The sequence below is a fragment of the Pseudomonas sp. P4_C1 genome (genome assembly GCF_056402155.1).
Window position 1 is genome coordinate 135698 of the sequence record NZ_JBFUHY010000006.1, and the last position, 24684, is coordinate 160381.

The 24684-nt window shown below is 59.7% G+C and carries 22 protein-coding genes; 13 read left to right on the forward strand and 9 right to left on the reverse strand.

Features of this window, described 5'->3' with window-relative positions; translation table 11 throughout:
- Window positions 1–14: 14 nt before the first annotated feature.
- Genes znuB through zur form a run of 3 tightly spaced genes read right to left on the reverse strand, consistent with a single transcriptional unit; the run spans window position 15 to window position 2063 of the window.
- On the reverse strand, window positions 15–803 hold the full coding sequence (znuB, locus tag AC1DU9_RS06785) for a zinc ABC transporter permease subunit ZnuB (RefSeq protein ID WP_223459205.1): 789 nt from the start codon (window positions 801–803) through the stop codon (window positions 15–17).
- Window positions 796–1581 (reverse strand): zinc ABC transporter ATP-binding protein ZnuC, encoded by a 786-nt coding sequence (gene znuC / locus AC1DU9_RS06790; protein WP_223459207.1) that lies wholly within the window; start codon window positions 1579–1581, stop codon window positions 796–798. Before znuC ends, znuB begins: the two co-directional genes overlap by 8 nt.
- Entirely contained in the window at window positions 1581–2063 is a 483-nt protein-coding gene (gene zur, locus AC1DU9_RS06795) for a zinc uptake transcriptional repressor Zur (protein ID WP_223459209.1), read from the reverse strand. Before zur ends, znuC begins: the two co-directional genes overlap by 1 nt.
- A 66-nt stretch (window positions 2064–2129) precedes the next feature.
- Between zur and znuA the strand changes: the two genes are divergently transcribed.
- Window positions 2130–3050, forward strand: coding sequence for a zinc ABC transporter substrate-binding protein ZnuA (gene znuA / locus AC1DU9_RS06800; RefSeq protein ID WP_223459211.1), 921 nt, complete (start codon window positions 2130–2132; stop codon window positions 3048–3050).
- A 128-nt stretch (window positions 3051–3178) separates the two neighbouring features.
- Here the strand turns inward: znuA and AC1DU9_RS06805 are convergent, their stop codons facing one another.
- Both AC1DU9_RS06805 and AC1DU9_RS06810 read right to left on the reverse strand, forming a co-directional pair.
- Complete coding sequence (locus tag AC1DU9_RS06805; protein WP_223459213.1) at window positions 3179–4129, reverse strand: homoserine kinase; 951 nt, start codon at window positions 4127–4129, stop codon at window positions 3179–3181.
- Window positions 4130–4189: 60 nt separating this feature from the next.
- Entirely contained in the window at window positions 4190–4477 is a 288-nt protein-coding gene (locus tag AC1DU9_RS06810) for a DUF2782 domain-containing protein (protein ID WP_223459216.1), read from the reverse strand.
- Between the two features lie 74 nt (window positions 4478–4551).
- Here AC1DU9_RS06810 and polA point away from each other — a divergent pair, with 74 nt between their 5' ends.
- Window positions 4552–7356, forward strand: a complete 2805-nt coding sequence (polA, locus tag AC1DU9_RS06815) for a DNA polymerase I (RefSeq protein ID WP_223459218.1) — start codon at window positions 4552–4554, stop codon at window positions 7354–7356.
- A gap of 418 nt (window positions 7357–7774) precedes the next feature.
- Here polA and yihA read toward each other — a convergent pair whose 3' ends face one another.
- Entirely contained in the window at window positions 7775–8419 is a 645-nt protein-coding gene (yihA, locus tag AC1DU9_RS06820; protein WP_008002192.1) for a ribosome biogenesis GTP-binding protein YihA/YsxC, read from the reverse strand.
- 191 nt (window positions 8420–8610) lie between these two features.
- On the opposite strand from yihA, the gene AC1DU9_RS06825 reads away from it, so the two are divergent.
- The 7 genes from AC1DU9_RS06825 to AC1DU9_RS06855 all read left to right on the forward strand — a co-directional run bounded on the left by AC1DU9_RS06825 (window position 8611) and on the right by AC1DU9_RS06855 (window position 15880).
- Complete coding sequence (locus AC1DU9_RS06825) at window positions 8611–8901, forward strand: c-type cytochrome (protein ID WP_457266015.1); 291 nt, start codon at window positions 8611–8613, stop codon at window positions 8899–8901.
- Between the two features lie 45 nt (window positions 8902–8946).
- Entirely contained in the window at window positions 8947–9576 is a 630-nt protein-coding gene (locus AC1DU9_RS06830) for a c-type cytochrome (RefSeq protein ID WP_223459222.1), read from the forward strand.
- 200 nt (window positions 9577–9776) lie between these two features.
- Window positions 9777–10418, forward strand: coding sequence for a thiol:disulfide interchange protein DsbA/DsbL (locus AC1DU9_RS06835; protein WP_223459224.1), 642 nt, complete (start codon window positions 9777–9779; stop codon window positions 10416–10418).
- 14 nt (window positions 10419–10432) lie between these two features.
- Window positions 10433–11311 carry an endonuclease/exonuclease/phosphatase family protein gene (locus AC1DU9_RS06840; protein WP_218431436.1) on the forward strand — a complete coding sequence of 293 codons (879 nt, stop codon included), beginning with the start codon at window positions 10433–10435 and terminating at the stop codon, window positions 11309–11311.
- A complete protein-coding gene (locus AC1DU9_RS06845) occupies window positions 11308–13302 on the forward strand; it encodes a GGDEF domain-containing protein (protein ID WP_477809923.1) in 1995 nt (664 codons plus the stop codon). The genes AC1DU9_RS06840 and AC1DU9_RS06845 overlap by 4 nt, the downstream gene beginning before the upstream one ends.
- 103 nt (window positions 13303–13405) lie before the next feature.
- Window positions 13406–14185 carry an N-acetylmuramoyl-L-alanine amidase gene (locus AC1DU9_RS06850; protein ID WP_477809924.1) on the forward strand — a complete coding sequence of 260 codons (780 nt, stop codon included), beginning with the start codon at window positions 13406–13408 and terminating at the stop codon, window positions 14183–14185.
- 75 nt (window positions 14186–14260) lie between these two features.
- On the forward strand, window positions 14261–15880 hold the full coding sequence (locus tag AC1DU9_RS06855; RefSeq protein WP_477809925.1) for an EAL domain-containing protein: 1620 nt from the start codon (window positions 14261–14263) through the stop codon (window positions 15878–15880).
- Between the two features lie 7 nt (window positions 15881–15887).
- On the opposite strand, the gene AC1DU9_RS06860 is transcribed toward AC1DU9_RS06855, so the two are convergent.
- Both AC1DU9_RS06860 and algB read right to left on the reverse strand, forming a co-directional pair.
- Window positions 15888–17678: an ATP-binding protein gene (locus AC1DU9_RS06860; protein WP_477809926.1), complete on the reverse strand. Its 1791-nt coding sequence runs from the start codon at window positions 17676–17678 to the stop codon at window positions 15888–15890.
- Window positions 17679–17688: 10 nt separating this feature from the next.
- Entirely contained in the window at window positions 17689–19035 is a 1347-nt protein-coding gene (gene algB, locus AC1DU9_RS06865; RefSeq protein ID WP_223459234.1) for a sigma-54-dependent response regulator transcription factor AlgB, read from the reverse strand.
- 438 nt (window positions 19036–19473) lie between these two features.
- On the opposite strand from algB, the gene AC1DU9_RS06870 reads away from it, so the two are divergent.
- The 4 genes from AC1DU9_RS06870 (at window position 19474) to AC1DU9_RS06885 (ending at window position 23580) form a co-directional block, all read left to right on the forward strand.
- Window positions 19474–19761: a hypothetical protein gene (locus AC1DU9_RS06870; protein WP_223459236.1), complete on the forward strand. Its 288-nt coding sequence runs from the start codon at window positions 19474–19476 to the stop codon at window positions 19759–19761.
- Between the two features lie 70 nt (window positions 19762–19831).
- On the forward strand, window positions 19832–19996 hold the full coding sequence (locus tag AC1DU9_RS06875) for a DUF1328 domain-containing protein (protein WP_477809927.1): 165 nt from the start codon (window positions 19832–19834) through the stop codon (window positions 19994–19996).
- Window positions 19997–20788: 792 nt separating this feature from the next.
- Complete coding sequence (gltP, locus tag AC1DU9_RS06880) at window positions 20789–22120, forward strand: glutamate/aspartate:proton symporter GltP (protein ID WP_223459242.1); 1332 nt, start codon at window positions 20789–20791, stop codon at window positions 22118–22120.
- Between the two features lie 230 nt (window positions 22121–22350).
- A complete protein-coding gene (locus AC1DU9_RS06885) occupies window positions 22351–23580 on the forward strand; it encodes a nucleoside recognition domain-containing protein (protein ID WP_223459244.1) in 1230 nt (409 codons plus the stop codon).
- On the opposite strand, the gene AC1DU9_RS06890 is transcribed toward AC1DU9_RS06885, so the two are convergent.
- A complete protein-coding gene (locus tag AC1DU9_RS06890; protein ID WP_223459246.1) occupies window positions 23562–24659 on the reverse strand; it encodes an aminopeptidase in 1098 nt (365 codons plus the stop codon). The genes AC1DU9_RS06885 and AC1DU9_RS06890 overlap by 19 nt on opposite strands.
- Window positions 24660–24684: the final 25 nt, after the last annotated feature.

The following is a 24684-nucleotide window of genomic DNA, read 5'->3' on the forward strand; positions in this document are numbered from 1 at the left end:
AAAAACGAGCAAGTCTACACCCCTCGACGGGGCAGAACAAAACTCAGCAGAAATAGCGCGGCGGCCGTCACCACAATCGACGGGCCGGCCGGGGTATCCTTGAACCAGGACAGCGCCAGCCCGCCACACACGGCGAGTATGCCCAGCAGGCTCGCGCCCAGTGCCATCTGCTCCGGCGAACGGGCGTGACGTTGTGCCGCAGCAGCCGGGATGATCAGCAACGAAGTGATCAGCAATACGCCGACGATTTTCATCGCCACGGCAATCACTACGGCGATCAACAGCATCAGGGCCAGGCGCAATCCAGCCACCGGCAGACCTTCGACCCTGGCCAGTTCTTCATGCACCGTGATTGCCAGCAATGGGCGCCACAATGCAACCAGCAAGAGCAGTACTGCAGCACTACCGCCAAGAATCCAGGCCAGGTCGGTCGGACTGATCGCCAGCAGGTCGCCGAACAAATAGGCCATCAGGTCGATTCGCACTTCGTGCATGAAGCTTAGTACCACCAGACCCAGAGAAAGTGTGCTGGGTGCGAGAATTCCCAAAAGTGTGTCGGACGCCAGCGGCTGGCGTTGTTGCAAGGTCACCAGCAACACTGCCAACAGCAAGCAGCCAACGGTGACGGCAACGGTCGGGCTGACATCCAGCAGGAAGCCCAGGGCCACACCGAGCAATGCCGCGTGGGACAGGGTGTCGCCAAAATAGGCCATGCGCCGCCAAACCACGAAAGACCCCAGCGGGCCTGCAACGACGGCCAGGGCCAGGCCTGCAAGCAGGGCGTAGAGCAGAAAATCAGCCATGCTTGCAGCTATCTCCGTGAATATGGGGTTGGCCCGACGCGGGCGCCTTGACCACCGAGCCATGCAAGTCGTGGGCGTGGTCGTGATGGTGGTGATAAATCGCCAGGCTTTGTGCGTTTTTTCCGAACAGCTCGACGAAAGCCGGATCGCCGCTGACCTGCTCGGGATGGCCGGAACAGCAGACGTGACGATTGAGGCAAACCACCTGGTCCGTGGTGCTCATCACCAGATGCAAATCGTGGGAGACCATCAGCACGCCGCAACCGTGACGGTCGCGCAAGCGGGTGATCAGGCTGTACAACTCAGCCTGGCCGGCCACATCGACACCCTGCACCGGTTCGTCGAGCACCAGCAGTTGCGGCTCGCGCAACAAGGCCCGGGCCAGCAACACGCGCTGCATTTCGCCACCGGAAACGCTTTGCACCGGGCTGTCGATTACTTGCTCGGCACCGACTTCCTTGAGTGCCGCCAAGGCCATCGCACGGTCCACGCCCGGCACCAGGCGCAAGAAACGCAGGACCGACAGCGGGAGGGTCGGATCGACGTGAAGTTTTTGCGGCATGTAACCAACCCGCAGTTTCGGCTTGCGCCAGACGCTGCCGCTGTCCGGTTTCAACAGGCCGAGCACGGCACGCACGAGTGTGGTTTTGCCGGCGCCGTTGGGGCCGATCAGGGTAACGATCTGCCCCGGTTCGACGCTCAGCTCGATGTTGTCCAGCACCGGTTGCCCGGCGAACGTGACGGCAACCTGCTCAAGACGGATCAGCGCGTTGCTCATCAAGCCCCCTGGCAACCCGAGCAGAGACCGACCACTTCGACGGTCTGGCCTTCGACGATAAACCCGACATCCTTGGCGCTGGCGATGATCGCGTCGCTGATGGATTTTTGTTCGAGCTCGATGGCGGCGTGGCACCCACGGCAGATCAGGAACTGACCCTGGTGAGCATGTTCCGGGTGATTGCAGCCGATGAAGGCGTTGAGCGAGGAGATCCGATGGACCAAGCCGTTTTCCAGCAGGAAATCCAGCGCGCGGTACACCGTCGGTGGCGCGGCGCGGCGACCGTCCTGCTCGCTGAGGACCGCGAGAATGTCGTAGGCACCCAGGGGCTTGTGGCTTTGCCACACCAGTTCCAGCACCCGCCGGCGCAATGCGGTCAGGCGCAGGCCTTGACGTGCGCACAGGGCATCGGCCTCGGACAAAGCGCTGTGAACGCAATGTGAGTGGTCGTGGGGGCGGCTGGCAATCGGTGTTTTTAGCATGAGCGGCGACGAGTTTTGTGAGAGACGTTATTATGTTACCCGTTCTCGCCTCTTCGAGTGGTCATCGTGTCCCGACTTTTTTCTATCTTTGTCGCATTTGTCGCAAGTTTTCTGCTGATCGGTTCGGCGCAGGCCGAGGTCAAGGTCCTTACCAGCATCAAGCCTCTGCAATTGATCGCCGCGGCGGTGCAGGACGGTGTGGCGATTCCCGAGGTTTTGCTGCCACCTGGAGCATCGCCGCATAACTATGCGTTGCGCCCTTCTGACGTACGCAAGGTGCAATCGGTGGACCTGCTGTACTGGATCGGCCCGGACATGGAAGGTTTCCTGCCTCGCGTGCTCAATGGTCGTACGCTGCCCAGCGTCGCCGTGCAGGAGTTGCCGGGCATGAAACTGCGCCGCTTCGCCGAAGATAGCCACTCCCACGCCGAAGAAGCCGACGAACACGACCACGATCACCGCCCGGGCAGCCTGGATGCGCACCTGTGGCTGTCGCCGGTCAACGCCCGGGTCATCGCCACGAAAATGGCGGCCGACCTGAGTGCCGCCGATCCTGACAATGCCGCGCGCTATCAGAGCAACCTGAAGGCCTTCGACGAGCGCCTCGATGCACTGGATGCGCGCCTGAAGAAACGCCTGGCCGATGTTCAGGGCAGACCCTACTTCGTGTTCCACGAAGCCTTCGACTACTTCGAAGACGCTTACGGCCTCAAGCACGTGGGAGTGTTCAGCGTCGGGGCCGAAGTGCAACCCGGTGCCCAGCATGTCGCGGCGATGCGCGCGCGTTTGCAGGAAGTCGGCAAGACCTGCGTGTTCAGCGAACCGCCGTTGCGCCCGCGTCTGGCGGAAACTTTGGTGACGGGTTTGCCAGTGAAACTGGCTGAGCTGGATGCGCTGGGCGGGTACACGCCGGCGACTGCCCAGGGCTATGAGCAGGTGCTGGAGAAGTTGGGGAATGATCTGGCGGGGTGTCTGGAGTCGTTGTAACCGACACCGGACCCTGTGGGAGCGTGCTTGCTCCGGGCGGCGTTCCGACGATAGTGGCGGGTCAGTCAACTTGATGTTGAATGTAATGCCGCCTTCGCGAGCAAGCTCGCTCCCACAGGTCAAAGCCTTTAAAGGGCGAAAGGCAATGGCGTATTGACCGTCTGCCGCTGCGCCAGGCGCAGTTGGAACTCCATCGGATCGTGAATCAACACATCCTGCCCGGCGAACGACTCCGCGGCGATCAAGCGTGACAACCAGAACCGTACGCAAGCCACCCGCAGCATGGTCGGCCACAACTCGGCTTCGGCAGCGGTGAACGGTCGCAGGGCTGCATAAGCGCCCAGCAAGGCCCGCGCTCGCGGTCCATCGATCACGCCATCGTCGTCCGAGCACCAGTCGTTCAAGGCAATCGCCACGTCGTAGAGCATCGGCCCGGAGCAGGCGTTGTAGAAATCGATCAGCCCGGTCAGGTGCGTGCCTTCGAACATCGCGTTGTCGCGGAACAGGTCGGCGTGAATGTTCGCCCGCGGCAGTGCCAGGATTTTTTCCTTCTGCCGGGTGATTTCTTCCAGCGCCCGTTGCAGCAGGTCTTTCTGCTCGGCACCGAGGTGCGAGAGGAACTGCGTGCCCTCTTCCAGCATCCAGTCCAGGCCGCGATCGGTTTTACGCTTGATCATATTGGCCTGGGTCGCCAGGTGCAGATGACCGAGCAACTCACCGACCTGCGCGCAATGTTGCGCGTTGGCATGCTTGATGTGCTTGCCGGCCAGACGCGGTTGCAGCAACGCAGGTTTGCCCGCCAGTTCGCGCAAGGCCACGCCGTCGGTGGTGCGCAAGGCGTAAGGCACCGGCAGGTCGGCGCCGTGCAGCACGTCGAGCAGTTCGATGAAGAACGGCATTTCCTGAACCGGACCGCGCTCGACCAGGGTCAGGACAAATTCGCCCTGCTCCAGGCTGATAAAGAAATTGGTGTTTTCGCTACCGGCGGCAATCCCCTGGAAATCAAGCAGGCGGCCGAGGCCATAAGGGGCGAGAAAAGTTTCCAGCTCGGGCCGAGCCAGGGGGGTGAACACAGACATGTTTAAGCTGCCAGTACGGGCGCCGCTGTTGAGCCAGCGCCGATTAAAGTTAGGGACGACTTACCACTTAAAAATTTCCCACGCCGGAATCAGCATATCCGGGTAGTCGGAGCGGATGAAGTTTCCTTCCGAGCCATCCGCGCGCACCAGGAAATACGGCTTGCCGCCTTTTGGCGTGACTTTGATCGCATACAGGAAGCCGTTTTGGCGATATTCCTGAATGAGCTTGTCCCCTTCCGTACGAATGGTGACATCCGGTTCCGGCGATGGCGCATCGTCCGCCGCCATGACGGCCAATGGTGCGATTGCAAACAATCCAGCCAGCAACAGGCGATTTAGTGTGCGCATGATAACCTTGTCCCTTTGTCGTCAACGGTCCCGCTATTCTAGCGCCGGACCCGCCGAAAAGGTTGATCCTGCTCATGAGCCAAGCCCCCCTCGTCCTGGTGGACGGTTCTTCTTACCTGTACCGCGCCTTTCACGCGCTGCCGCCGCTGACCACGTCCAAAGGCCTGCCGACCGGCGCGGTCAAGGGCGTCTTGAACATGCTCAAGAGCCTGCGCAAGCAGTATCCGGACAGTCCGTTCGCCGTGGTGTTCGACGCCAAGGGTGGGACTTTTCGCGATGACATGTACGCAGAATACAAGGCTAACCGTCCGAGCATGCCTGACGACATGCGCGTGCAGATCGAGCCGCTGCACCAGAGCGTGATCGCCCTGGGCTTCCCGCTGCTGTGCGTCGAAGGCGTCGAGGCCGATGACGTGATCGGCACCCTGGCCCGCAGTAGCGCGGCGGCGGATCGTCCGGTGATCATCTCCACCGGTGACAAGGACATGGCGCAACTGGTCGACGGTCACATTACCTTGGTCAATACCATGACCGGTAGCAGCATGGATGTGGAGGGCGTGAAGGAGAAATTCGGCGTCGCTCCCGAGCAGATCATCGATTATCTGGCGCTCATGGGCGATTCGTCCGACAACATTCCGGGTGTTCCGGGTATCGGTCCCAAGACCGCGTCCGGCCTGCTGGTGGGTGTGAACGGCGGCCTGACCGAACTCTATGCGCAACTCGACATCGTGCCGACCCTGCCGATTCGTGGCGCCAAGACCCTGCCGGCCAAGCTTGAAGAGCACAAGGAGATGGCTTTCCTTTCCTATCAGCTGGCGACCATCAAGATCGACGTGCCGCTGGACGTTGGGCTCGACGACTTGCAAATGGGTCCTGAAGATCCGGCCAAACTCTACGAGCTGTACACCCTGCTGGAATTCAAGAGCTGGCTGAACGACCTTGATCGCGACGCCAAACGCCTGGAACTGAGCGCTGCCGCCGAGCCTGCACCGGCCGCCGATCTGTTCAGCGAGCCAGAGCCCGAAGCACCAGCCGCTGCTGCTGAAGCTGCCTATGAAACCATCCTCGATCAGGCGCGTTTCGATGCCTGGCTGGAAAAACTGAACAACGCCAAGCTGTTTGCCTTCGACACCGAAACCACCGGCATCGATGCGCAGCAGGCACGACTGGTGGGCCTGTCATTCGCGGTTCAGGCCAACGAAGCGGCCTACATCCCGTTGACCCATTCCTACATCGGCGTGCCGCAACAGCTGGACCGCGACACTGTTCTGCGTGCGCTCAAGCCGATTCTGGAGGACCCGAACAAACTCAAGGTCGGCCAGCACGCCAAGTTCGACATGAACATCCTGGCCAACTGCGCCATCGGCGGCGATCAGGACAACGGCATTACCGTACGCGGCATCGCCTTCGACACCATGCTCGAGTCCTACGTGCTCAACTCCACGGCCACGCGCCATGACATGGACAGCCTGGCGCAGAAGTACCTGGACCACACCACGGTGAGTTTCCAGGACATCGCCGGCAAAGGCGTGAAACAACTGACGTTCGATCAGATCGCCCTGGAGCAGGCCGGGCCTTACGCCGCCGAAGATGCGGATATCACCTTGCGTCTGCACCAGACTCTCTTCGAAAAACTTTCGGCCATTCCAAGTCTGGCCAGCGTGCTGACCGACATCGAAATGCCGCTGGTGCCGGTGCTGGCGCGCATCGAGCGCCAGGGCGCTTTCGTCGACGCCGCCCTGCTGGGTGTGCAAAGCATCGAACTGGGCGACAAGATGGTGGCGCTGGAACGTGAAGCCTTCGAGATTGCCGGCGAAGAGTTCAACCTCGGTTCGCCCAAGCAACTGGGCGTGATCCTTTACGAAAAGCTTGGCTTGCCGGTATTGAAGAAAACCGCCAAGGGCCAGCCATCCACCGCCGAAGAAGTGCTGGCCAAACTGGCTGAAGACGACTATCGATTGCCCAAAGTGCTCATGGAATACCGCTCCATGAGCAAGCTGAAAAGCACTTACACAGACCGCCTGCCGGAGCAGATCAACCCGCGTACCGGGCGGATCCATACCTCGTACCACCAGGCGGTGGCGTCCACCGGGCGGCTGTCCTCCAGCGATCCGAACCTGCAGAACATTCCGGTGCGCACCGCCGAAGGGCGTCGCATTCGCCAGGCCTTCGTGGCCCCGACCGGTTACAAGCTGCTGGCAGCGGACTACTCGCAGATCGAGTTGCGGATCATGGCGCACCTGTCCCGGGATGAAGGGCTGATGAACGCCTTCCGCCACAATCTGGACGTGCACAGCGCGACCGCCGCCGAAGTRTTCAAGGTCGAACTGGCCGACGTGACCTCCGACCAGCGTCGCAGCGCCAAGGCGATCAACTTCGGCCTGATCTACGGCATGGGGGCGCAGAAGCTCGGCAAGGACATCGGCGTCGACACCAAGACCGCCAAGGCCTACATCGATACCTACTTCACCCGCTATCCCGGCGTTCGCCAGTACATGGACCGCACGCGTGCCCAGGCTGCCGAGCAAGGTTATGTCGAGACGTTCTTCGGCCGTCGCCTGTACCTGCCGGACATCAACTCCAACAAGCCGCAAGAGCGCGCCGCCGCGGAACGTACGGCGATCAACGCACCGATGCAAGGCACCGCTGCGGACATCATCAAGAAAGCCATGGTTGCAGTTGATAACTGGCTGACCGCGTCTGGCCTCGACGCCAAAGTCATTTTGCAGGTGCACGATGAACTGGTGCTTGAGGTGCGTGAAGACCTGGTCGACCAGGTTCGCGATGAAATTCGCGTACACATGAGCGAGGCGGCGAAACTGGATGTCCCGTTGCTGGTCGAAGTGGGTGTCGGAAATAACTGGGATGAGGCTCACTGAGCCTTCTTGTAGGAGCGAGCTTGCTCCGGGCGGCGTTCCGACGATGGAGCGTCAGATACATCGATTTCGACTGAAATTCCATCGCGAGCAAGCTCGCTCCTACAGGAAATTGTCGTGTTCTGTTGCGGCATGGTGCCGCGGCAGAAGGGCGCAAATCGCTTAGTCCGGAAGGCGCTTGGAGTTATTTCAAAGCTATTTGAAAAAAATCTGAACTAATCTTGCGACCACCACTCAGAGTTACTGAATGGCTGGTGAAGCCCTTCGATGCTCCTATGTTGTGTTAAGTGTTGGCAGATATCTGGACCCCGCCCTAGCGGTCTAGAGCTTGAACCCCGGAACTTCTCCCTCCCCATATGAAGTCCGGGGTTTTTTTTGCCTGCAGAAAACTGCCTGGGGCGCCCCAGGCAGCCTTCGCTGCTTACTGGGCTTCTACCTCGGCACCCTTGTCCGCCAGCTCCATCCAGCCAGCGAGTACGGTGTAGGCGTCTTCCAGGCCCATGCGTTTCGGGGCCGAAAACAGCTGGATCGTCACGAGATCACCCCAGCCCTTGCGAATTTCCGCCTGAACCTTGAGCAGCGTGTTCTTGGCCGCGCCATAGGTCAGCTTGTCCGCTTTGGTCAGCAGAATGTGCATCGGCATGCCGGCAGCCACGGCCCAGTCGAGCATCAGCAGGTCGAAATCGGTCATCGGATGGCGGATGTCCATCATCAGGATCAGACCTTTCAAACTCTCGCGACCACCCAGGTACGCCTCCAGGTGACGCTGCCAGTGTTGCTTGAGCGGGATCGGTACTTTTGCATAACCGTAGCCCGGCAGGTCGACCAGACGGCGTTCATCGTCTAGCTTGAAGAAATTCAACAGTTGCGTGCGCCCCGGGGTTTTCGAGGTGCGCGCCAGGCTGGCATGGGTCAGGGTGTTCAAGGCACTCGACTTGCCGGCGTTGGAACGCCCGGCGAAGGCGACTTCGAAGCCCTCGTCATCCGGACATTGGTCGACTTTGGCTGCGCTGAGCATGAAGGTGGACTGTTGGCACAGACCGAGGATGGGATTCTTGAGTTGCATGGGATTTCCGATGTGGGCGGCGCCAGGAATGGGTGCGGCAAGCAGTGTCGCTTCCGTTTCAGTGACGCCAGTATATAATGCCGCAGATTTTGTGTGCGCTTTGTCCCAGCGTAGGATGAAGTTCACGAGAGCGACAGACCTTGATTGCGCACTAGAACGCAGCACGCTCTCAACCCTGAAAAGGTCGTTTTATGACGAAATGGCTGCTAGCTGCCGGTGTCTTGATGCCGCTTTACAGCGCTCAGGCTACACAGGAACCGCAAGCTGTGTACAACCGTGTTTGTGGTGCCTGTCATTCCGGCCAACTCCCCATGGCGCCGAAAAAAGGCGATCAGGAAGCCTGGACGCCGAGGTTGGCGAAAGGTATGGAGACGCTGGTGCAACACGTGACCCAGGGTTTCAAGGCGATGCCGCCGCGTGGTTTGTGCATGGACTGCAGTGCCGAGGATTACCAAGCCATCATCCTTTGGATGAGCGAGTAAGCCCGGTCCATAACTCTTAACCCTTAGCCGTAGTTGGATTAGCTGATGAAGAAATTRATCGTGAGTCTGCTGTTGACCGTGGGCATCTCCGGCATGGCCCATGCTGCAGGTGAGGCAGTACAACCGGGTGATGCAAAAGCCGGCCAGGCCAAAGCTGCCGTATGTGGCGCCTGCCACGGCCCGGATGGCAACAGCATGGCGCCAAACTTTCCAAAACTGGCGGGTCAGGGTGAACGCTACCTGACCAAGCAATTGCACGACATCAAGTCGGGCAAGCGCACCGTTCTGGAAATGACCGGTCTGCTGACCAACCTGAGCGATCAGGACCTGGCGGACATCGCCGCCTACTTCGCCAGCCAGAAAGGCAGCGTCGGTGCCGCCGATCCGAAAGTCGTCGCTCGCGGTGAAGCCTTGTTCCGTGGCGGTGATATGGGCAAGGGTATGCCAGCCTGCACCGGTTGCCATTCGCCAAATGGCGCGGGCAACGCCCCCGCCGGTTTCCCGCACCTGGGAGGCCAGCACGCTCAGTACATCGCCAAGCAACTGACCGATTTCCGCAAGGAAGAAGGCGGCCGCAACAACGACGGCGACACCAAACCCATGCAGACCATTGCCAAAAAGCTGAGCGACGAAGACATCGCCGCGGTGTCCAGCTACATTCAGGGCCTGCACTAAGGCCGGCGGATCGGGCGTTGAACAGGGTGCTTATCGCCTGCAACGTTAACGCTCGATTAATCCGTCACAGCAAGTATAAAAAGGGTGGCCTTGGCCGCCCTTTTTTGTGGCCGCTGCCGTTACACTACAGAACTCAAGCCCGCCAGGACCTGTCTGATAACAGGTCGCGCGAGGCGAAAAAATTTGTCCAGGAGTGAAGCATGCGTAATCTGATCATCAGCGCCGTTTTTGCCGCTGCCAGCCTGTTCGGCATGACTGCCCAGGCCGCTGACGCCCCCGCCGCACCTTATGTCGAACTGAGCAATCCGGTTCCGGTCGCTGTGCCTGGCAAGATCGAAGTGGTAGAGCTGTTCTGGTACGGCTGCCCGCATTGCTATGCCTTCGAGCCGGTGATCAATCCGTGGGCGGAGAAGTTGCCTTCGGACGTGAACTTCGTTCGCATCCCTGCGATGTTCGGTGGCCCGTGGGACGCCCACGGTCAGATGTTCCTGACCCTTGAAGCCATGGGTGTCGAGCACAACGTTCACGCCGCGGTGTTCAACGCGATTCAGAAAGAACACAAGAAACTGACCGACAAGGATGACATGGCCGACTTCCTCGCTACCCAAGGCGTGGACAAGGACAAGTTCCTCGCGACCTTCGACTCTTTCGCTATCAAAGGTCAGATCGTCAAGGCGCGTGAACTGGCCAAGAAGTATGAAATCAGTGGTGTTCCAACCATGATCGTCAACGGCAAGTACCGGTTTGACGTGGGTTCTGCCGGCGGTGCCGAACAGGCCCTGCAACTGGCCGACAAACTGATCGACAAAGAGCGGGCGGCTAACAAGGCTGCCGCCAACTAAGGGCAGTCACTGCCATGCGCCGATGGGGTACTGAACGCGTCGTTGGCCGGCATGATCCGCGGGTCAACGAGCATCATCTGGAGTCCACGGGCCTGCCCGTAGACAGTCGTCTGCGCTTGCTCAGCTTCAATATCCAGGTCGGTATCAGTACCGAGCGTTATCGGCATTACCTGACCCGGGGCTGGCAGCATCTGCTGCCACACACCGGGCGTGCCGACAATCTGCAGAAAATCGGCAATCTGCTGGGCGATTTCGATCTGGTCGCCTTGCAGGAAGCTGATGGCGGCAGCCTGCGGTCAGGCTACGTCAATCAAGTCGAACACCTGGCCCAGCTCGGCGCCTTCCCCTACTGGTATCAACAACTCAATCGCAACCTCGGTCGCCTGGCCCAGCACAGCAATGGCGTGCTCAGTCGATTGCGCCCGTGGGCCATTGAAGATCATCCGTTGCCGGGGCCAAAAGGTCGCGGAGCCATTCTGGTACGGTTCGGCGAAGGCCCGGAAGCGCTGGTGGTGGTCATGATGCACCTGGCCTTGGGCGCCAGGGCGCGCAGCCTGCAACTGGCCTACATCCGCGATCTGATTGGCGATTACAAACACCAGGTACTGATGGGCGACATGAATACCCATGCCAGTGACCTGCTGCAAAACTCCGCGTTGCGCGATCTCGGCCTGCTTGCGCCACAACTGGAAGCGACGTTTCCCAGCTGGCGCCCGCAGCGCTGCCTGGACCATATCCTGCTGAGCCCGAGCCTGACCCTGGAAAAGGTCGAGGTGCTGGCACAGCCCATTTCCGATCACCTGCCGGTCGCGGTAGAGATTCGTCTGCCGGGTTCGCTCACGGCCGATGCATTGCCCGCGTTGAGTCCTGCCCTTCGCGGATCCCATGAATGAGCGACGAAGCACAGCGCTGGAAAGAGAAATACCTCAAAAGCATCGAACAACAGGAAAAGCTCGAACGTCGCTGGGACGCGCGGCTCGACTTACTGCGTCGTGGGCTGGTGCGCAGCACCCTGGCGGCTGAAGGAACCGACCGCGCCGTTGACCAATGCATGAAGGAAATGCGTGAGGTCGTGCGTACCGACGACATGGACGCCGGCCTGGCCGCGCTGATTCCGCGCCTGGAAAAAGCCGTGCTCGACTCTGAACAGCGTCGGGAAACCCGAGTCAGCCAGACCAGTGCTGCCCTGACTGCGCTGGTCACTCAGCTGCAAACATTGCCGCTGCCACGGGATGTGAGCCGACCACTCAAGAGTTTCGCCAAGCAACTGGAGGCGCGGGTCAGTCAGGCACGTGAGATACCGTTGTTGCTCAGCGAGCTGAGTGGCTTGCAAGGCAGGGCCCTGAGTCAGCTGGAGACCCCGACGGAATCCGATCGGCCGGGCTTGCTGCAGCGGTTGTTCGGCGGTCGTGAAGCGGAGGAGACGGCGGCCTCAACGGCTATTTCTCCTGCGCTGGCTGCCCCTGTAGCCGAGAGCCCTGCGGCGATTATCGAGTCGGCCCCGGTCGTGATTGAGCCGGTAATCTGCGAGGTACCCGCTGTTGAGCGAGCTGAGGACGAGTCCGCGCCGACTGAGCCAGCCGTGGCTTTTGCACCCCCGGCTGCGGAGCCTCAACCAGCCAGAGCAGCCGCGACAGAAATCGAATCGGCCGAGCAACCGACCCCGGAAACCATCGCGACACCTCCTGAGCCGGAACCAAACCCCGACGAGCTTACCGCGCAAGCATCGACGGATAGTGTGCCCGTGCTTCCGGTTCCGACGGAGGACGTGGTCGCCACCGATCAGGCGCCATCCGAACACGACATTCTCTACGCACTCCCGGACTCCCCCGAGCCCTCCTACAGTTCGGTGGCCAGTCACATCGAAGACACGCTGCTAGGACTGCTCGAAGACCTGACACTGCCCGAACGTTATCGCCCGCAAGCCGAATCCATGCGCGATCGTCTGAAAAACGGTTTGAACTGGTACGAATTGCTGCCGATCCTCGACGACTTCGCCACGTTGATGCTGGCCATTACCGACAGCGGCCAACATGAGTTCGAAGCCTATCTGCAACGACTGAACGAGCGCCTCGAATCGTTCCAGAGCAACTTGCAGGCCGCCACCGCAGGACACGCCGACAACCGTTCGGCTGCGCGGCAGATGGACACGCAGATCCGCGAACAGGTCGATGGCTTGCAAAGCAGCATGCAGGAAGCCGCGGACCTGGAAGATCTCAAGCACGTCCTGGAAAACCATCTCGAAGGCTTGCTGGGCACCATGGACCAGCACCAGAAACAGCGCGATGAGCGCGAGCAAGAGGTCGCTACGCGCCTGCACAGCCTGGCCGAGCGGGTCGCCCATATGGAGCAGGAGGCCCAGGGTTACCGTGAGCACCTTGAAGAGCAGCGTCAGAAGGCATTGGTCGACCCGTTGACCGGTCTGCCCAACCGCGCGGCCTGGAGCGAGCGCCTGGATCATGAGGTCACACAATGGCGGCAACATGGCAACACGCTGCTGCTGGCCATGCTCGACCTCGATCATTTCAAGCGCATCAACGATAACTACGGGCACCTGGCCGGTGACAAAGTGCTGAAAATCATCGCCAGTGTGTTGCGCAAGCGTCTGCGCGGGACGGATTTCATTGCGCGGTTTGGCGGCGAAGAGTTTGTGCTGTTAATGCCATCCACGGTGCCGGCGGCGGGGCTGAAGTTGCTGGAAAGCTTGCGTGCCTCGATTGAGGCCTGTCCGTTCCACTTCAAGGGGGAACCGGTGACCATCACCGTGTCTATCGGAATGACGGCGTTCAGGCCGGGAGAACACGGCGATCAAGCGCTTAAAAGAGCCGATCAGGCGCTGTATCGCGCAAAAAATGCCGGCCGCAATCGGGTGGAACCGGGCTGACTATCATTTGTTCCATTTTGTTTAATTCGATGCGATTGCCGTCCGCTCGCAAGGCATTACGTTACACTGTTGCATTATTGTCTTGCGTGTACTGCCTTTCGCCATGAAATATTTTGCTCTGATCGTATCGCTGATCGTGCTTGCCGGCTGTGCCAGCGGTCCCCGTTTCGACACCAGCCACCCTTCGGCCAATTACGACAGCCGCGTGCAGTTTGTGGTGGTGCATTACACCAATGCCTCGCTGGAGCGTTCGTTGCAATTGCTGACCCACGGTGAAGTCAGCAGCCATTACCTGATTGGCGACGACAAGGGTGCCACCATCTACAAGCTGATGGATGAAAATGTGCGGGCCTGGCACGCCGGGGAAAGCGAGTGGGATGGCCGAACCTGGCTGAACTCCAGTTCCATCGGTATCGAAATCGTCAACCCGGGCTTCGAGGACACACCGACCGGACGCGTATGGCACCCCTACACCGAAGATCAGGTCCAGTCGTTGATCGTATTGCTCAAGGACATCAGCAAACGTCACGGTATAAGGCCTCGCAACATCATCGGTCATAGCGATATTGCGCCGTTGCGCAAGCTGGACCCGGGGCCGCTGTTCCCCTGGAAGCGCCTGGCCGCCGAAGGCCTGGGCATCTGGCCGAACGAACAGTCGGTGGCGCGCCAGCAAATGCAGTTCGCCGAACAGTTGCCGGGCATCAGCTGGTTTCAGGCTCAATTGGCCCGACTGGGTTATGCCTCGCCACAAACCGGCGAGCTCGATGTCGCGACACGGCATGTGATAGCGGCATTCCAGATGCATTTCCGTCCGGCGCGTTTCGATGGCACTCCGGATGCGCAAACTGCAGCGCTACTTTTGGTGTTGAATCAGACAAAATAATGACGCCGCCCGACGGTGCAGGCGTTTTCCCAATCAGCAGCTATAACTCATTGGTAATCCTTCGGATATTACACAATGCCTGCTGCTCGAGAGACCTTCCGTAGTTGGTTCCATCGCCCTTGGTTTCTGGGGCTGATGTCTGCTGTCTTGAGCGCAACGTTACTGATGGCCGGCAGCCTGTTCGTTGCCATTCATCAGGTCGAGCAAAACGAAAGCGAAGAAATGAATGCTCAAGGTGAGCGCTTCCTCGCCCGCCTGGAACAGCTCTTCGGGCAACTACGCGAAAGCCTTGACGACCTTGAAGCGCAGCCGTTGCGTGGCTGCGATGCGGAAATGATCGCGACCTTGCAACAGGTTACGTTCAATTATCGCTTCGTCTACGAAGCCGCCTACATGGACTCCTCGCGAATCTGCTCCAATCGCCCTCGCCAGGAAGGGCTGTCGCTGAGTCGATCGCCAGACATCAAAGGCCCGACTTACAGCTATTGGCTCAACACCACCACCGAACCCGATGAAAACCGCGCCGCGCTGATGCTCGGGCGCGGGAATTTCCGGGTCGCGACCTCTCGTGGACATTTGACCGATATGGTCGACCTGTCGCCGGGCAGCAGTCTGCTGGTGGTCCTTGACCATGGCGCGCGCGCGATTCCGGTGCTGGGCGCTACTCAGATCTGGCCGCCGGCCGAGGCTTGGCCACCGAGAAACCGTGATGCGCTGCAGATAACCCAGACACGCCTGATATACCGCATGCCCACCGACAATCCGGAATATCAATTGGTGTTGATCAGCCCGCGCAGCGGCATGCATATCCCGGCGGTCTGGTGGTGGCTGCTGCCGGCCAGCCTCACGCTGGGCATATGCGTTGGGTTCCTGGTGTTTCTGCTGGTGCGCCAGCGGCAGTCGCTGGACGCCGAACTGACCGGCGCGATTCGCCGTGGCGAGTTGCAGGTGCTGTATCAACCGATCTTCGACCTCGATAGCCGCAACTGTGTCGGGGCTGAAGCGCTGCTGCGCTGGCGCAGGCCGGACGGTACTCTGACCAGTCCCGACCTGTTCATTCCGATGGCGGAGAACACCGGGCAGATTCGCCAGATGACAGACTTCGTCCTGCAACGCCTGCTCGAGCAACTCGGCCAGTTGCTGCGTGCCAACCCGCAACTGTACATCTCGGTCAATCTCGCGGCGTGTGATGTGATGGTTCCGCGGATTGGTCAGGTGATGGCGCGGCTGCTGACCCTGCACCGTGTCGCTGCACGGCAAATTGCCTTTGAGGTCACCGAGCGCGGGCTGGTCGATGTGGTGGTGGCCCGGGAAAACCTGCAATCGTTACGGGATGTCGGGCACCAGGTGTTGATCGATGACTTCGGCACCGGCTATTGCAGTCTCGCCTATTTGCAAACCCTGCCGGTGGATTGCCTGAAAATCGACAAGGCGTTCATCGATGCGTTGGGCCATGACGCCGCCAGCAGTGGTGTGGCCCCGCACATCATTCACATGGCCCAGTCGCTGCACCTGAAGGTGATTGCCGAAGGCATCGAACATGAGGCCCAGGCCGAATTCCTCAGCAGTGAAGGCGTGAAGTTCGGCCAGGGTTGGCTGTTCGCCCGCGCGCTGAGCGCCGTGCAGTTCATTGAATTGATAACCCGGGGCCGACGCCTGGCCGGCGCTGGCCGACGTCTGGATGACGAGGCGTGAAGGTGAGCTAAACGGTCAGCGCCATGTAGAACTGAGTACCTTGCCCCGGCCGGGAGTAGACGCCCATGCGCCCGCCATGCAATTGCACGATTTCCTTGCACAAGGCCAGGCCGAGCCCGGCCCCGCCCTTTTTGCGTCCGACCTGTACGAACGGCTCGAAGATCCGCCCCTGTTGACCGTAGGCGATGCCTTCACCGTTGTCCTCGACACTGATGATGACCCGGTCGCCGTGGCGCCGGGCCTGCAGGCGTATTCGCCCGCCGGAGCCGGTGTGACGCAAGGCATTGTCGAGCAAGTTGTCGAGTACCCGGTCCAGTTGTGGCTGGTCGGCCTGTAATCGCGGCAAAGGTCCCTGCACATCCACCAGCAGATTGATTTCCTTCTCTTCGGCCGCTGTGGCAAAGCGTGACTGAGCCTGTTCCAGCAACGCCTCGATGGAACACGGCGCCAGGGTGAGTTTCTGCAAGCCGTTCTGGTAACGGGAGAAATTCAGCAGGTCATTGATCAACTGCATCAGCCGCTGCATCTCTTCATTCACGGTATCGAGCAGGTCGGCTTCCCGGGAATCCCGGGCAAAGTGAGCGCGCTCGCGGAACAATCCGAAAGCCATGTGCATGCCGGTGACCGGTGTGCGCAACTCATGGGAGGCGCGCAATACAAATTCGCTGCGTACCCGCTCGAAGGCACGCTGTTCCGTGACGTCATGCAGCACCATCACGGCACCGAGAATATGTCCCTGGGTATGGCTTACCGGGGTCAGGCTATAGGTCAGTAGTCGCGACTCGCCATCGACTTCGATGCTCAAGTCTTCCGGCGCCCGCTCCAGCGTGCCGCCGCGCAGCACCAGTTGTAGCTGCTCATCGAGTTCGGGGCGCTCCAGCGCCGTTCCCAACCCTAGACCCAGACGATCGGATTCCCAGCCCAGCTGACGCTGGGCCACAGGGTTAAGGTGTTCCAGATGGCCCTGACGGTCGATCATCAGCAGTCCGTCGTCAATGCTGTCGAGTACAGCCTGCAAACGCTGCTGACCGGCCAGCAGTTCATCGACGTTAGTGGCCTGATGCTCACGCAGCGCCTGGGCCATGATCCCGAAACGCCGGGTCAGCTGGTTCAGCTCCACCGCCGAAGAGATCGGCAGGGTGACATCGTAATTGCCCTGGCCGATATTGTCCGCCGCCTTGGCCAAAGCCTCGATGGGCTCCCCGAAGCGCCGGGCGATGGCCTGCGCGGTCACGAAGCCGACGATCAGCACCGCCAGCGCCACCAGGCCAAGCAACCCGGCAATCAGCTGCGCCTGCTCCCGGGCCTGGCGCTCGGTATCGTTGATGTTATCCAGTGCGCGCTTGTGCTCGGCGATCAGGCCATTGCGTAGCGCGTTGAGTTTTTCCGTCAGGTTGCTGTGGCTGCCGAGCACATTCGACGGGTCCGGGGACGTTTCATAAGCCTGGATAAAGCGCTCGTAGTCGGCCTTGGCTTTTCTGAAGCCGTACTCGCTTCCAGTCTGCGCTGGCTCCTGGGCGATGCCTTCCTCCAGCAGTTCGAAGTAATGCTGCTTCGAGGCGGCGAAAGCGGCGGAGTCAGGTTTCTCGCTGAGCATGATGATCAGTTGATCACCCAGGGTCTGACGCAGTTTGAGCCCCAGGTCCAGAGTGACGAAGTTTTTGCGGGTGGGCACTTCCTGGCTGCCGGCCATCTGCATCACGCTGACCAGCCCGAGCAAGAGCCCGAGCAACGCGATGGTCATCAGTGCGGAGATGCTCAGGAACAGCCGGGTCCGCAATTTCATCGCCAGTTTCATCCGCTGTTGCTCACAAGTTGTACTGTTTGCGTTTGCGGTACAGCGTCGAGGCGTCGATGCCCAGGGTTTTCGCCGCTTGGTCCAGCGTGTCGGCGGTGGCGAGGACCGCACCAATGTGGGCCTTTTCCAGTTCATCCAGGCTCAGAGCCGCGCCGATACGCGGTGCATTGTGGACCGGGGTTTCGGCCATGCCCAGATGACTGATCTCGACCCGCTCCTGCGGACAGATGATGCTCGCCCGCTCGATCACGTTGCGTAGCTCACGGATGTTGCCCGGCCAACGATAGCCCAGCAGTGCTTCCCGCGCCTCGTCGCTGAAGGCGCGCGCGGGACGGGCGTATTCCTTGACGAAGCGTGCGAGGAAACGATCGGCGAGGTTGAGAATATCTTCGCGGCGTTCGCGTAGCGGTGGCAGGTGCAAGGTAATGACATTCAGGCGATAGAGCAGGTCTTCTCGGAAACGACCGTCGCGGGCCATGTCCTCAAGGTTGAGGTTGGTGGCCGCGAGGATGCGCACATCGGCGCGACGGGTCACCGCATCACCGACGCGCTCATATTCCTTGTCCTGAATGAAACGCAGCAACTTTGGCTGCAATGTCAGGGGAAAGTCGCCGATCTCGTCGAGAAACAGCGTACCGCCATCAGCCTGGTTGACTCGGCCCAAGGTGCTTTCGCTGGCACCGGTGAAGGCGCCACGGCTGTGGCCGAAAAGTTCGCTTTCCATGAGTTCAGCGTTCAGCGACGGGCAGTTGATCGTGACGCAGGATTTCTTCGCGCGTTTGCTCCAGCCGTGAATGGCTTGGGACAGTTCGCCCTTGCCGGTACCGGATTCACCAAGAATCAGGATATTGGCATCGGTCGTGGCAACCTGGCGGGCGGTTTCGAGTACCACTTTCATGGCCGGGCTATGGGAGTCCAGCCCATCCTTGGGCTTGCGTACTTCACCTTCCAGGGCTTCCAGTCGCGCCGACAGTTGCCGCACTTCCAGTTGCTTGGCGGTTGCCAGCCGCAATTGATCGGGGCTGCACGGTTTGACCAGATAGTCAGCGGCACCGGCCTGAATCGCATCCACTGCGGTGTCGACCGCTGAGTGCGCGGTGACGATCACCACCCGCATCCAGGGCGCCTGAATACGCATCTGCGCCAGCACATCAAGGCCGTTGTCTTCACCCAGACGCAAATCGAGGAAGCACAGGTCGAAGACCTGTCGCTGCAACAGGGCTTCTGCCTGCGCTGCGCTGGTGGCGGTAGCCACGCTGTAGCCTTCGTCTTCGAGGCAATAACGGAAAGTACGCAGGATGGCGGACTCATCATCCACCAGTAGAATGCGGCCTTGATGCTCAGTGGCTGATTCCATTTTCCTACGCTCCTTAATGAATAATCTTTATTTGGTCTCGGAGAAATCGGGCAAGTTGCATGATTGATTCTGAGCCATTCCGATCATGGCAGGGTAGCTTTCATCCCATGTATCGCTTAGCCACCTGATTTCGCCGGTCTTTTAATGGATGCCCGGTTTCTTACAAAAACCAGCGTGTATTTCTGACATCCGCGCCCTCCTCTCAATTCAAAAAATTTACGCACTCCTTCAAACGAATCATGCAATACGCACGACCGCGCAAGTGGCATCGTGCAGGATGCGTGCGAAGTGATTTTTTTGATGATTGTAAGATATTGAAATTAAAGAAAATTAAATTGAGTCAAAGCTGGCATGCGGGCTGCAATTGTCTGGTTAACCAGGGCATTCAAAAACAGACGCCCGCTATCGAATACCGACCCGAGTGGCAGGAGATCCAGGATGAACCGCCAACGCGCCGCCTACCTGCACTTCTCGCCTGTGCATATCGAGCAAGGACTGCTTGCTGTTCTGGCGCTGTTGATCACCCTGATCGGCGGCCAGCAGTTTCTGCGCTGGGAGCAGAGTCAGCAGCCGGAAGCGCCACGCCTGTCGATTCCGCATCCGACCCAAACCCATTTCAGTGCTGTCAGCAGTCTTCAGGCCGACACCACCCCGATGCGCATGATGGATGTCGACCAGACCGGGCCTGTGGGTGAGATACGTCATCAGGAGCATTGGGTGTTCTAGGCAAAACTTCTGCGTACACGATGCGCCGGGAAACGCAGCACCTCTAAACACAAGCGTAAGGAGAATTACCATGTTGAGCTGGGCAATCACATTCCTGATCATCGCCATAGTCGCTGCCGTACTGGGTTTCGGTGGTATCGCGGGCGCTGCCACAGGTATCGCCAAGATTCTGTTTGTCGTGTTCCTGGTGATGTTCGTTGCTTCCTTCTTCTTTGGCCGTCGCGGTCGAAGCTGACATGAACGGTTTGTTCAAGGCACTGGCAGCCGCCCTGTCGATGGAGCAAACGAAGAAAGATCCGAACGGGTATTGAAGTACGCACATGAGGGAGGCCACAGCGCCTATTTCCACCTGCGTCACCTGAGGAAGGCTGGCGCATGACCAAGGGGCCGGGATGTTCTGCCTGTTTCAGGGGCGGAGTGACCTACGGGTACAGCGAGTGCCTGCGCAAGGGCCGGGTCAGGAAAAGCTGCTGCGCAAGTTCGCCGGACCGCCATGGTTCGACGGGCTTGCGAAGGGCTTGATCAAGCAACACATTGAAATAGAGCGCTCGTCTCGGTTTCCTCACCGTTCTCGCGTCCTTGTCCTGGTAACGTCGGAAAATACTTTTCCCGGTGTTTCACCAGCGACCGTATATCGAGAAAAATCACTTTTTTTTGGCCGCGATTTTTCGCTTCGTCCTGCGGGATTCTGCTGAAAAATCAATTCTCGGCCACTGCTCAAAAAACACTCAATCTGCTCTATGATGACCGGTTCACGGCACTTATACCTGCCGAAATGTCGTATTCGAACCGGTTGGGACGCGCGGTTTACTAAAAAAACTTCATGCCGATTCGGCATAGGGTAGGCGTTTACGGCATTAGACGGCGCTCCCTTGCATCGGAATAGTTGCGCCTTTTTCGCCTGCCGGAGAGCCATAAACACGCGTTCCGGGGCACCTTATACGGGGGTAGATGCACTAGACTTTTTCGCCATAAGCGTTCCAGTTCGTGCATCTCCCTGAGTCAAACAACAATTAAGGGTAAAGATATGAAGAAGGCAAAGCTTAGCCTCGCCTGGCAGATCCTCATCGGTTTGGTATTGGGGATTGCAATCGGTGCGCTGCTCAACCATTTCAGTGCCGAAAAAGCCTGGTGGATCAGCAACGTCCTGCAACCGGCAGGCGATATCTTTATCCGTCTGATCAAGATGATCGTGATCCCGATCGTCATCTCCTCCCTGATTGTCGGCATTGCCGGCGTCGGTGATGCCAAGAAGCTGGGGCGTATCGGCTTCAAGACCATCATTTACTTCGAGATCGTCACCACCATCGCCATCGTGGTCGGTCTGCTGCTGGCCAACCTGTTCCATCCGGGTGCCGGCATCGACATGAGCACCCTGGGCACTGTGGACATTTCCAAGTACCAGGCCACGGCGGCCGAGGTTCAGCATGAACACGCGTTCGTCCAAACCATCCTCAACCTGATCCCGTCGAACATCTTCGCGGCCATGGTTCGCGGCGAAATGCTGCCGATCATCTTCTTCTCCGTATTGTTCGGTCTCGGCTTGTCGAGCCTGCAGGCGGACCTGCGCGAGCCGCTGGTGAAGATGTTCCAGGGCGTATCGGAAAGCATGTTCAAGGTCACTCACATGATCATGAACTACGCCCCGATCGGCGTGTTCGCACTGATCGCGGTGACTGTGGCCAACTTCGGCTTCGCGTCGCTGATACCGTTGGCCAAACTGGTGATCCTGGTTTACGTCGCCATCGCCTTCTTCGCTTTCGTGATCCTGGGCCTGATCGCTCGCCTGTTCGGCTTCTCGGTGATCAAGCTGATGCGCATCTTCAAGGATGAGCTGGTACTGGCCTACTCCACCGCCAGCTCCGAAACCGTGTTGCCGCGCGTGATCGAGAAGATGGAAGCCTACGGCGCGCCGAAAGCCATTTGCAGCTTCGTGGTGCCGACCGGTTACTCGTTCAACCTCGACGGTTCGACCCTGTACCAAAGCATCGCGGCGATCTTCATTGCCCAGCTGTATGGCATCGACCTGTCGATCAGTCAGCAGCTGCTGCTGGTACTGACGTTGATGGTCACCTCCAAAGGCATCGCCGGCGTACCGGGCGTGTCCTTCGTGGTACTGCTGGCTACCCTCGGCAGCGTCGGTATTCCACTGGAAGGCCTGGCGTTCATCGCCGGTGTCGACCGCGTCATGGACATGGCCCGTACCGCACTGAACGTGATCGGCAACGCCCTGGCTGTTCTGGTTATCGCTCGCTGGGAAGGCATGTACGACGACGCCAAGGGCCAGCGCTACTGGAACTCCCTGCCGCACTGGCGCAGCAAGGAAAAACTGCCGGCGGGTGAAACTTTCAAGGGCTGATCAAACCCTGTGTAGATTGGCTTTTTGTGGGAGTGAGCTTGCTCCGGGCGGCGTTCCGACGATAGCGGTGTATCAATCGACATCAATGCTGGCTGTGAGTCCCTCATCGCGAGCAAGCTCGCTCCCACAGTGATCTACGACGGCTGTCCCAACAAACCCCGGAGAAATCCGGGGTTTGTCGTTTCTGGCCACCCCGCTATCATTCGCGGATCTTTTGGGGGATTTGACTGATGCTCAATGGCCTGTGGCTTGGCTTCTTCATCGTGGCAGCCGTATCGGCGCTGGCGCAGTGGCTGATCGGCGGTAATGCCGGGATTTTCGCGGCAATGGTGGAAAGCATTTTTGCCATGGCCAAGCTGTCGGTCGAAGTCATGGTGCTGCTGTTTGGCACCCTCACCCTCTGGCTGGGTTTTTTGCGCATTGCCGAGAAAGCCGGGATCGTCGAATGGCTGGCCAAGGCCCTGGGGCCACTGTTTTTGCGCCTGATGCCTGAAGTCCCGCCGGGTCATCCAGCCATCGGCCTGATCACCCTGAACTTCGCCGCCAACGGCCTGGGCCTGGACAACGCCGCCACGCCGATCGGTCTCAAGGCCATGAAAGCGCTGCAAGAACTCAATCCCAGCGCTACCGCCGCCAGCAACGCACAGATCCTGTTCCTGGTGCTCAACGCCTCTTCGCTGACCCTGCTGCCGGTGACCATCTTCATGTATCGCGCCCAGCAAGGCGCGCCCGACCCGACGCTGGTGTTCCTGCCGATCCTGTTGGCGACCAGTTGCTCGACCATTGTCGGCTTCCTGTCGGTGGCGTTCATGCAGCGCCTGCGCATCTGGGACCCCGTGGTGCTGGCTTACATGATCCCCGGTGCCCTCGCTCTTGGTGGGTTCATGGCGTTACTGGCGACCCTTTCGGCGACCGCGCTGGCCGGTCTGTCATCGATCCTCGGCAACCTGACGCTGTTTGGCCTGATCATGCTGTTTCTGCTGATCGGCGCGCTGCGTAAGGTGAAGGTCTACGAGGCCTTCATCGAGGGTGCCAAAGAGGGGTTCGACGTCGCCAAAAACCTGCTGCCCTATCTGGTGGCGATGCTCTGCGCGGTTGGCGTATTGCGAGCTTCCGGTGCGCTGGACTTCGGCCTGGACGGGATTCGCCATCTGGTCGCGTGGGCCGGGTGGGACACGCGATTCGTCGATGCGCTGCCGACGGCGATGGTCAAACCCTTCTCCGGTAGCGCTGCCCGGGCGATGCTGATCGAAACCATGAAGACCTCGGGCGTCGACAGCTTCCCGGCGCTGGTGGCGGCAACGGTCCAGGGCAGTACCGAGACGACGTTCTATGTCCTGGCGGTGTACTTCGGCGCCGTGGGCATCCAGCGCGCACGCCATGCAGTCGGTTGTGCATTGCTGGCGGAGCTGGCCGGGGTGCTGGGTGCAATCGGGGTTTGCTATTGGTTCTTTGGTTGATCGGCCCCGTCAGCCAATGCTTTCAGCGCCGCCTTGCGCTCGCCCGCGGGCAAGGCGCCGAGCTTCTCCACGGCGGCATAAAACCTGAGCCAATCGCCATTCACCTGATGGAACAGCACGGCAAATGCCGGTACCCATTGGTCGTATAAACCAAACGGCAAAAGTCGGGCATTGTTCATCGGGGCATAGATCCAGGCGTCGTAGCGTTTGTCTGCGGCCCACTGACTGTCACGCAATTGCCGGTATTCGCTGCGCAAGCGCTCGAACTCGGCAGCCTTGCGCTGGCGCATTTGTCCGGTTGGCAGCGGCAAGGTGTAGAGCTTTTCCAGTCGGGTGCGGGTCTTGAGCACCAACGCAGTGAACTGGTTGCGCTGACGCGCCTGCGCATTGTTATCCGGTGGCAGGAGGCGGTAGGCGCGCCATTGGCGAGTACCTTCCTGCTCGACGAAGGTGGCGAAGGATTCGTTGAACTCCGTGTCGTCCTTCACATAGAAGCGCTGATGGGCCAGCTCGTGAAAGATCAGCGTGGCCAGTCGCTCGTCCCCCCAGCCCATCATCGAACTGATGATCGGGTCGTTGAACCAGCCGAGTGTCGAATAGGCCTCGACGCCGCCAATCGACACGTCCATGCCCTGCAAACGTTGCAAAGCTGCTTCGCCGCGGGCTGCACTCTGGCTGTAGTAACCGCGGTAGGCCACGCAGCCGGCGATGGGGAAGCAGTGGTTTACAGGCTTGAGAGAAAATTCCGGCGTGGCGAAGACATTCCAGACCACGAAGGGGCGCCCAATGTCCGCGTACAAGCGGTAACTCTGGTTATCCGGCAGGTGCAATTGCTGGCTGGCGAACGTTCGGGCCTTTTGCGATTGCTCCAGGTGTGTGCGCAGTTTTTGATCGCGCGCCGGGTCGGCAATCACGCTGGAAACCGGCTCCCTGGCCCGCAGCAACTGCAGTTGGCCGCTGGCCAGTTGGTGGTAGTAGCTGACGCTGGCGCAACCGTTGAGCAACAAAAACATCACACCCGGAAACAAAACGCGAAAAACGCGATCAAGTAAGCCAAGGCTAGGAAGCGGCCTGAACACAATAATTCTTCCTTGGAGAGTCTTT

Coding starts and splice junctions, on each gene's coding strand:
- AC1DU9_RS06805 (WP_223459213.1), bottom strand. CDS start 4,129: ATGTCTGTGTTCACCCCCCTGGCTCGGCCCGAGCTGGAAACTTTTCTC.
- zur (WP_223459209.1), bottom strand. CDS start 2,063: ATGCTAAAAACACCGATTGCCAGCCGCCCCCACGACCACTCACATTGC.
- AC1DU9_RS06845 (WP_477809923.1), top strand. CDS start 11,308: ATGAGCGACGAAGCACAGCGCTGGAAAGAGAAATACCTCAAAAGCATC.
- AC1DU9_RS06825 (WP_457266015.1), top strand. CDS start 8,611: ATGACGAAATGGCTGCTAGCTGCCGGTGTCTTGATGCCGCTTTACAGC.
- algB (WP_223459234.1), bottom strand. CDS start 19,035: ATGGAATCAGCCACTGAGCATCAAGGCCGCATTCTACTGGTGGATGAT.
- AC1DU9_RS06885 (WP_223459244.1), top strand. CDS start 22,351: ATGCTCAATGGCCTGTGGCTTGGCTTCTTCATCGTGGCAGCCGTATCG.
- AC1DU9_RS06835 (WP_223459224.1), top strand. CDS start 9,777: ATGCGTAATCTGATCATCAGCGCCGTTTTTGCCGCTGCCAGCCTGTTC.
- znuC (WP_223459207.1), bottom strand. CDS start 1,581: ATGAGCAACGCGCTGATCCGTCTTGAGCAGGTTGCCGTCACGTTCGCC.
- gltP (WP_223459242.1), top strand. CDS start 20,789: ATGAAGAAGGCAAAGCTTAGCCTCGCCTGGCAGATCCTCATCGGTTTG.
- AC1DU9_RS06870 (WP_223459236.1), top strand. CDS start 19,474: ATGAACCGCCAACGCGCCGCCTACCTGCACTTCTCGCCTGTGCATATC.
- yihA (WP_008002192.1), bottom strand. CDS start 8,419: ATGCAACTCAAGAATCCCATCCTCGGTCTGTGCCAACAGTCCACCTTC.
- AC1DU9_RS06850 (WP_477809924.1), top strand. CDS start 13,406: ATGAAATATTTTGCTCTGATCGTATCGCTGATCGTGCTTGCCGGCTGT.
- znuB (WP_223459205.1), bottom strand. CDS start 803: ATGGCTGATTTTCTGCTCTACGCCCTGCTTGCAGGCCTGGCCCTGGCC.
- AC1DU9_RS06860 (WP_477809926.1), bottom strand. CDS start 17,678: ATGAAACTGGCGATGAAATTGCGGACCCGGCTGTTCCTGAGCATCTCC.
- AC1DU9_RS06810 (WP_223459216.1), bottom strand. CDS start 4,477: ATGCGCACACTAAATCGCCTGTTGCTGGCTGGATTGTTTGCAATCGCA.
- AC1DU9_RS06840 (WP_218431436.1), top strand. CDS start 10,433: ATGCGCCGATGGGGTACTGAACGCGTCGTTGGCCGGCATGATCCGCGG.
- AC1DU9_RS06875 (WP_477809927.1), top strand. CDS start 19,832: ATGTTGAGCTGGGCAATCACATTCCTGATCATCGCCATAGTCGCTGCC.
- AC1DU9_RS06855 (WP_477809925.1), top strand. CDS start 14,261: ATGCCTGCTGCTCGAGAGACCTTCCGTAGTTGGTTCCATCGCCCTTGG.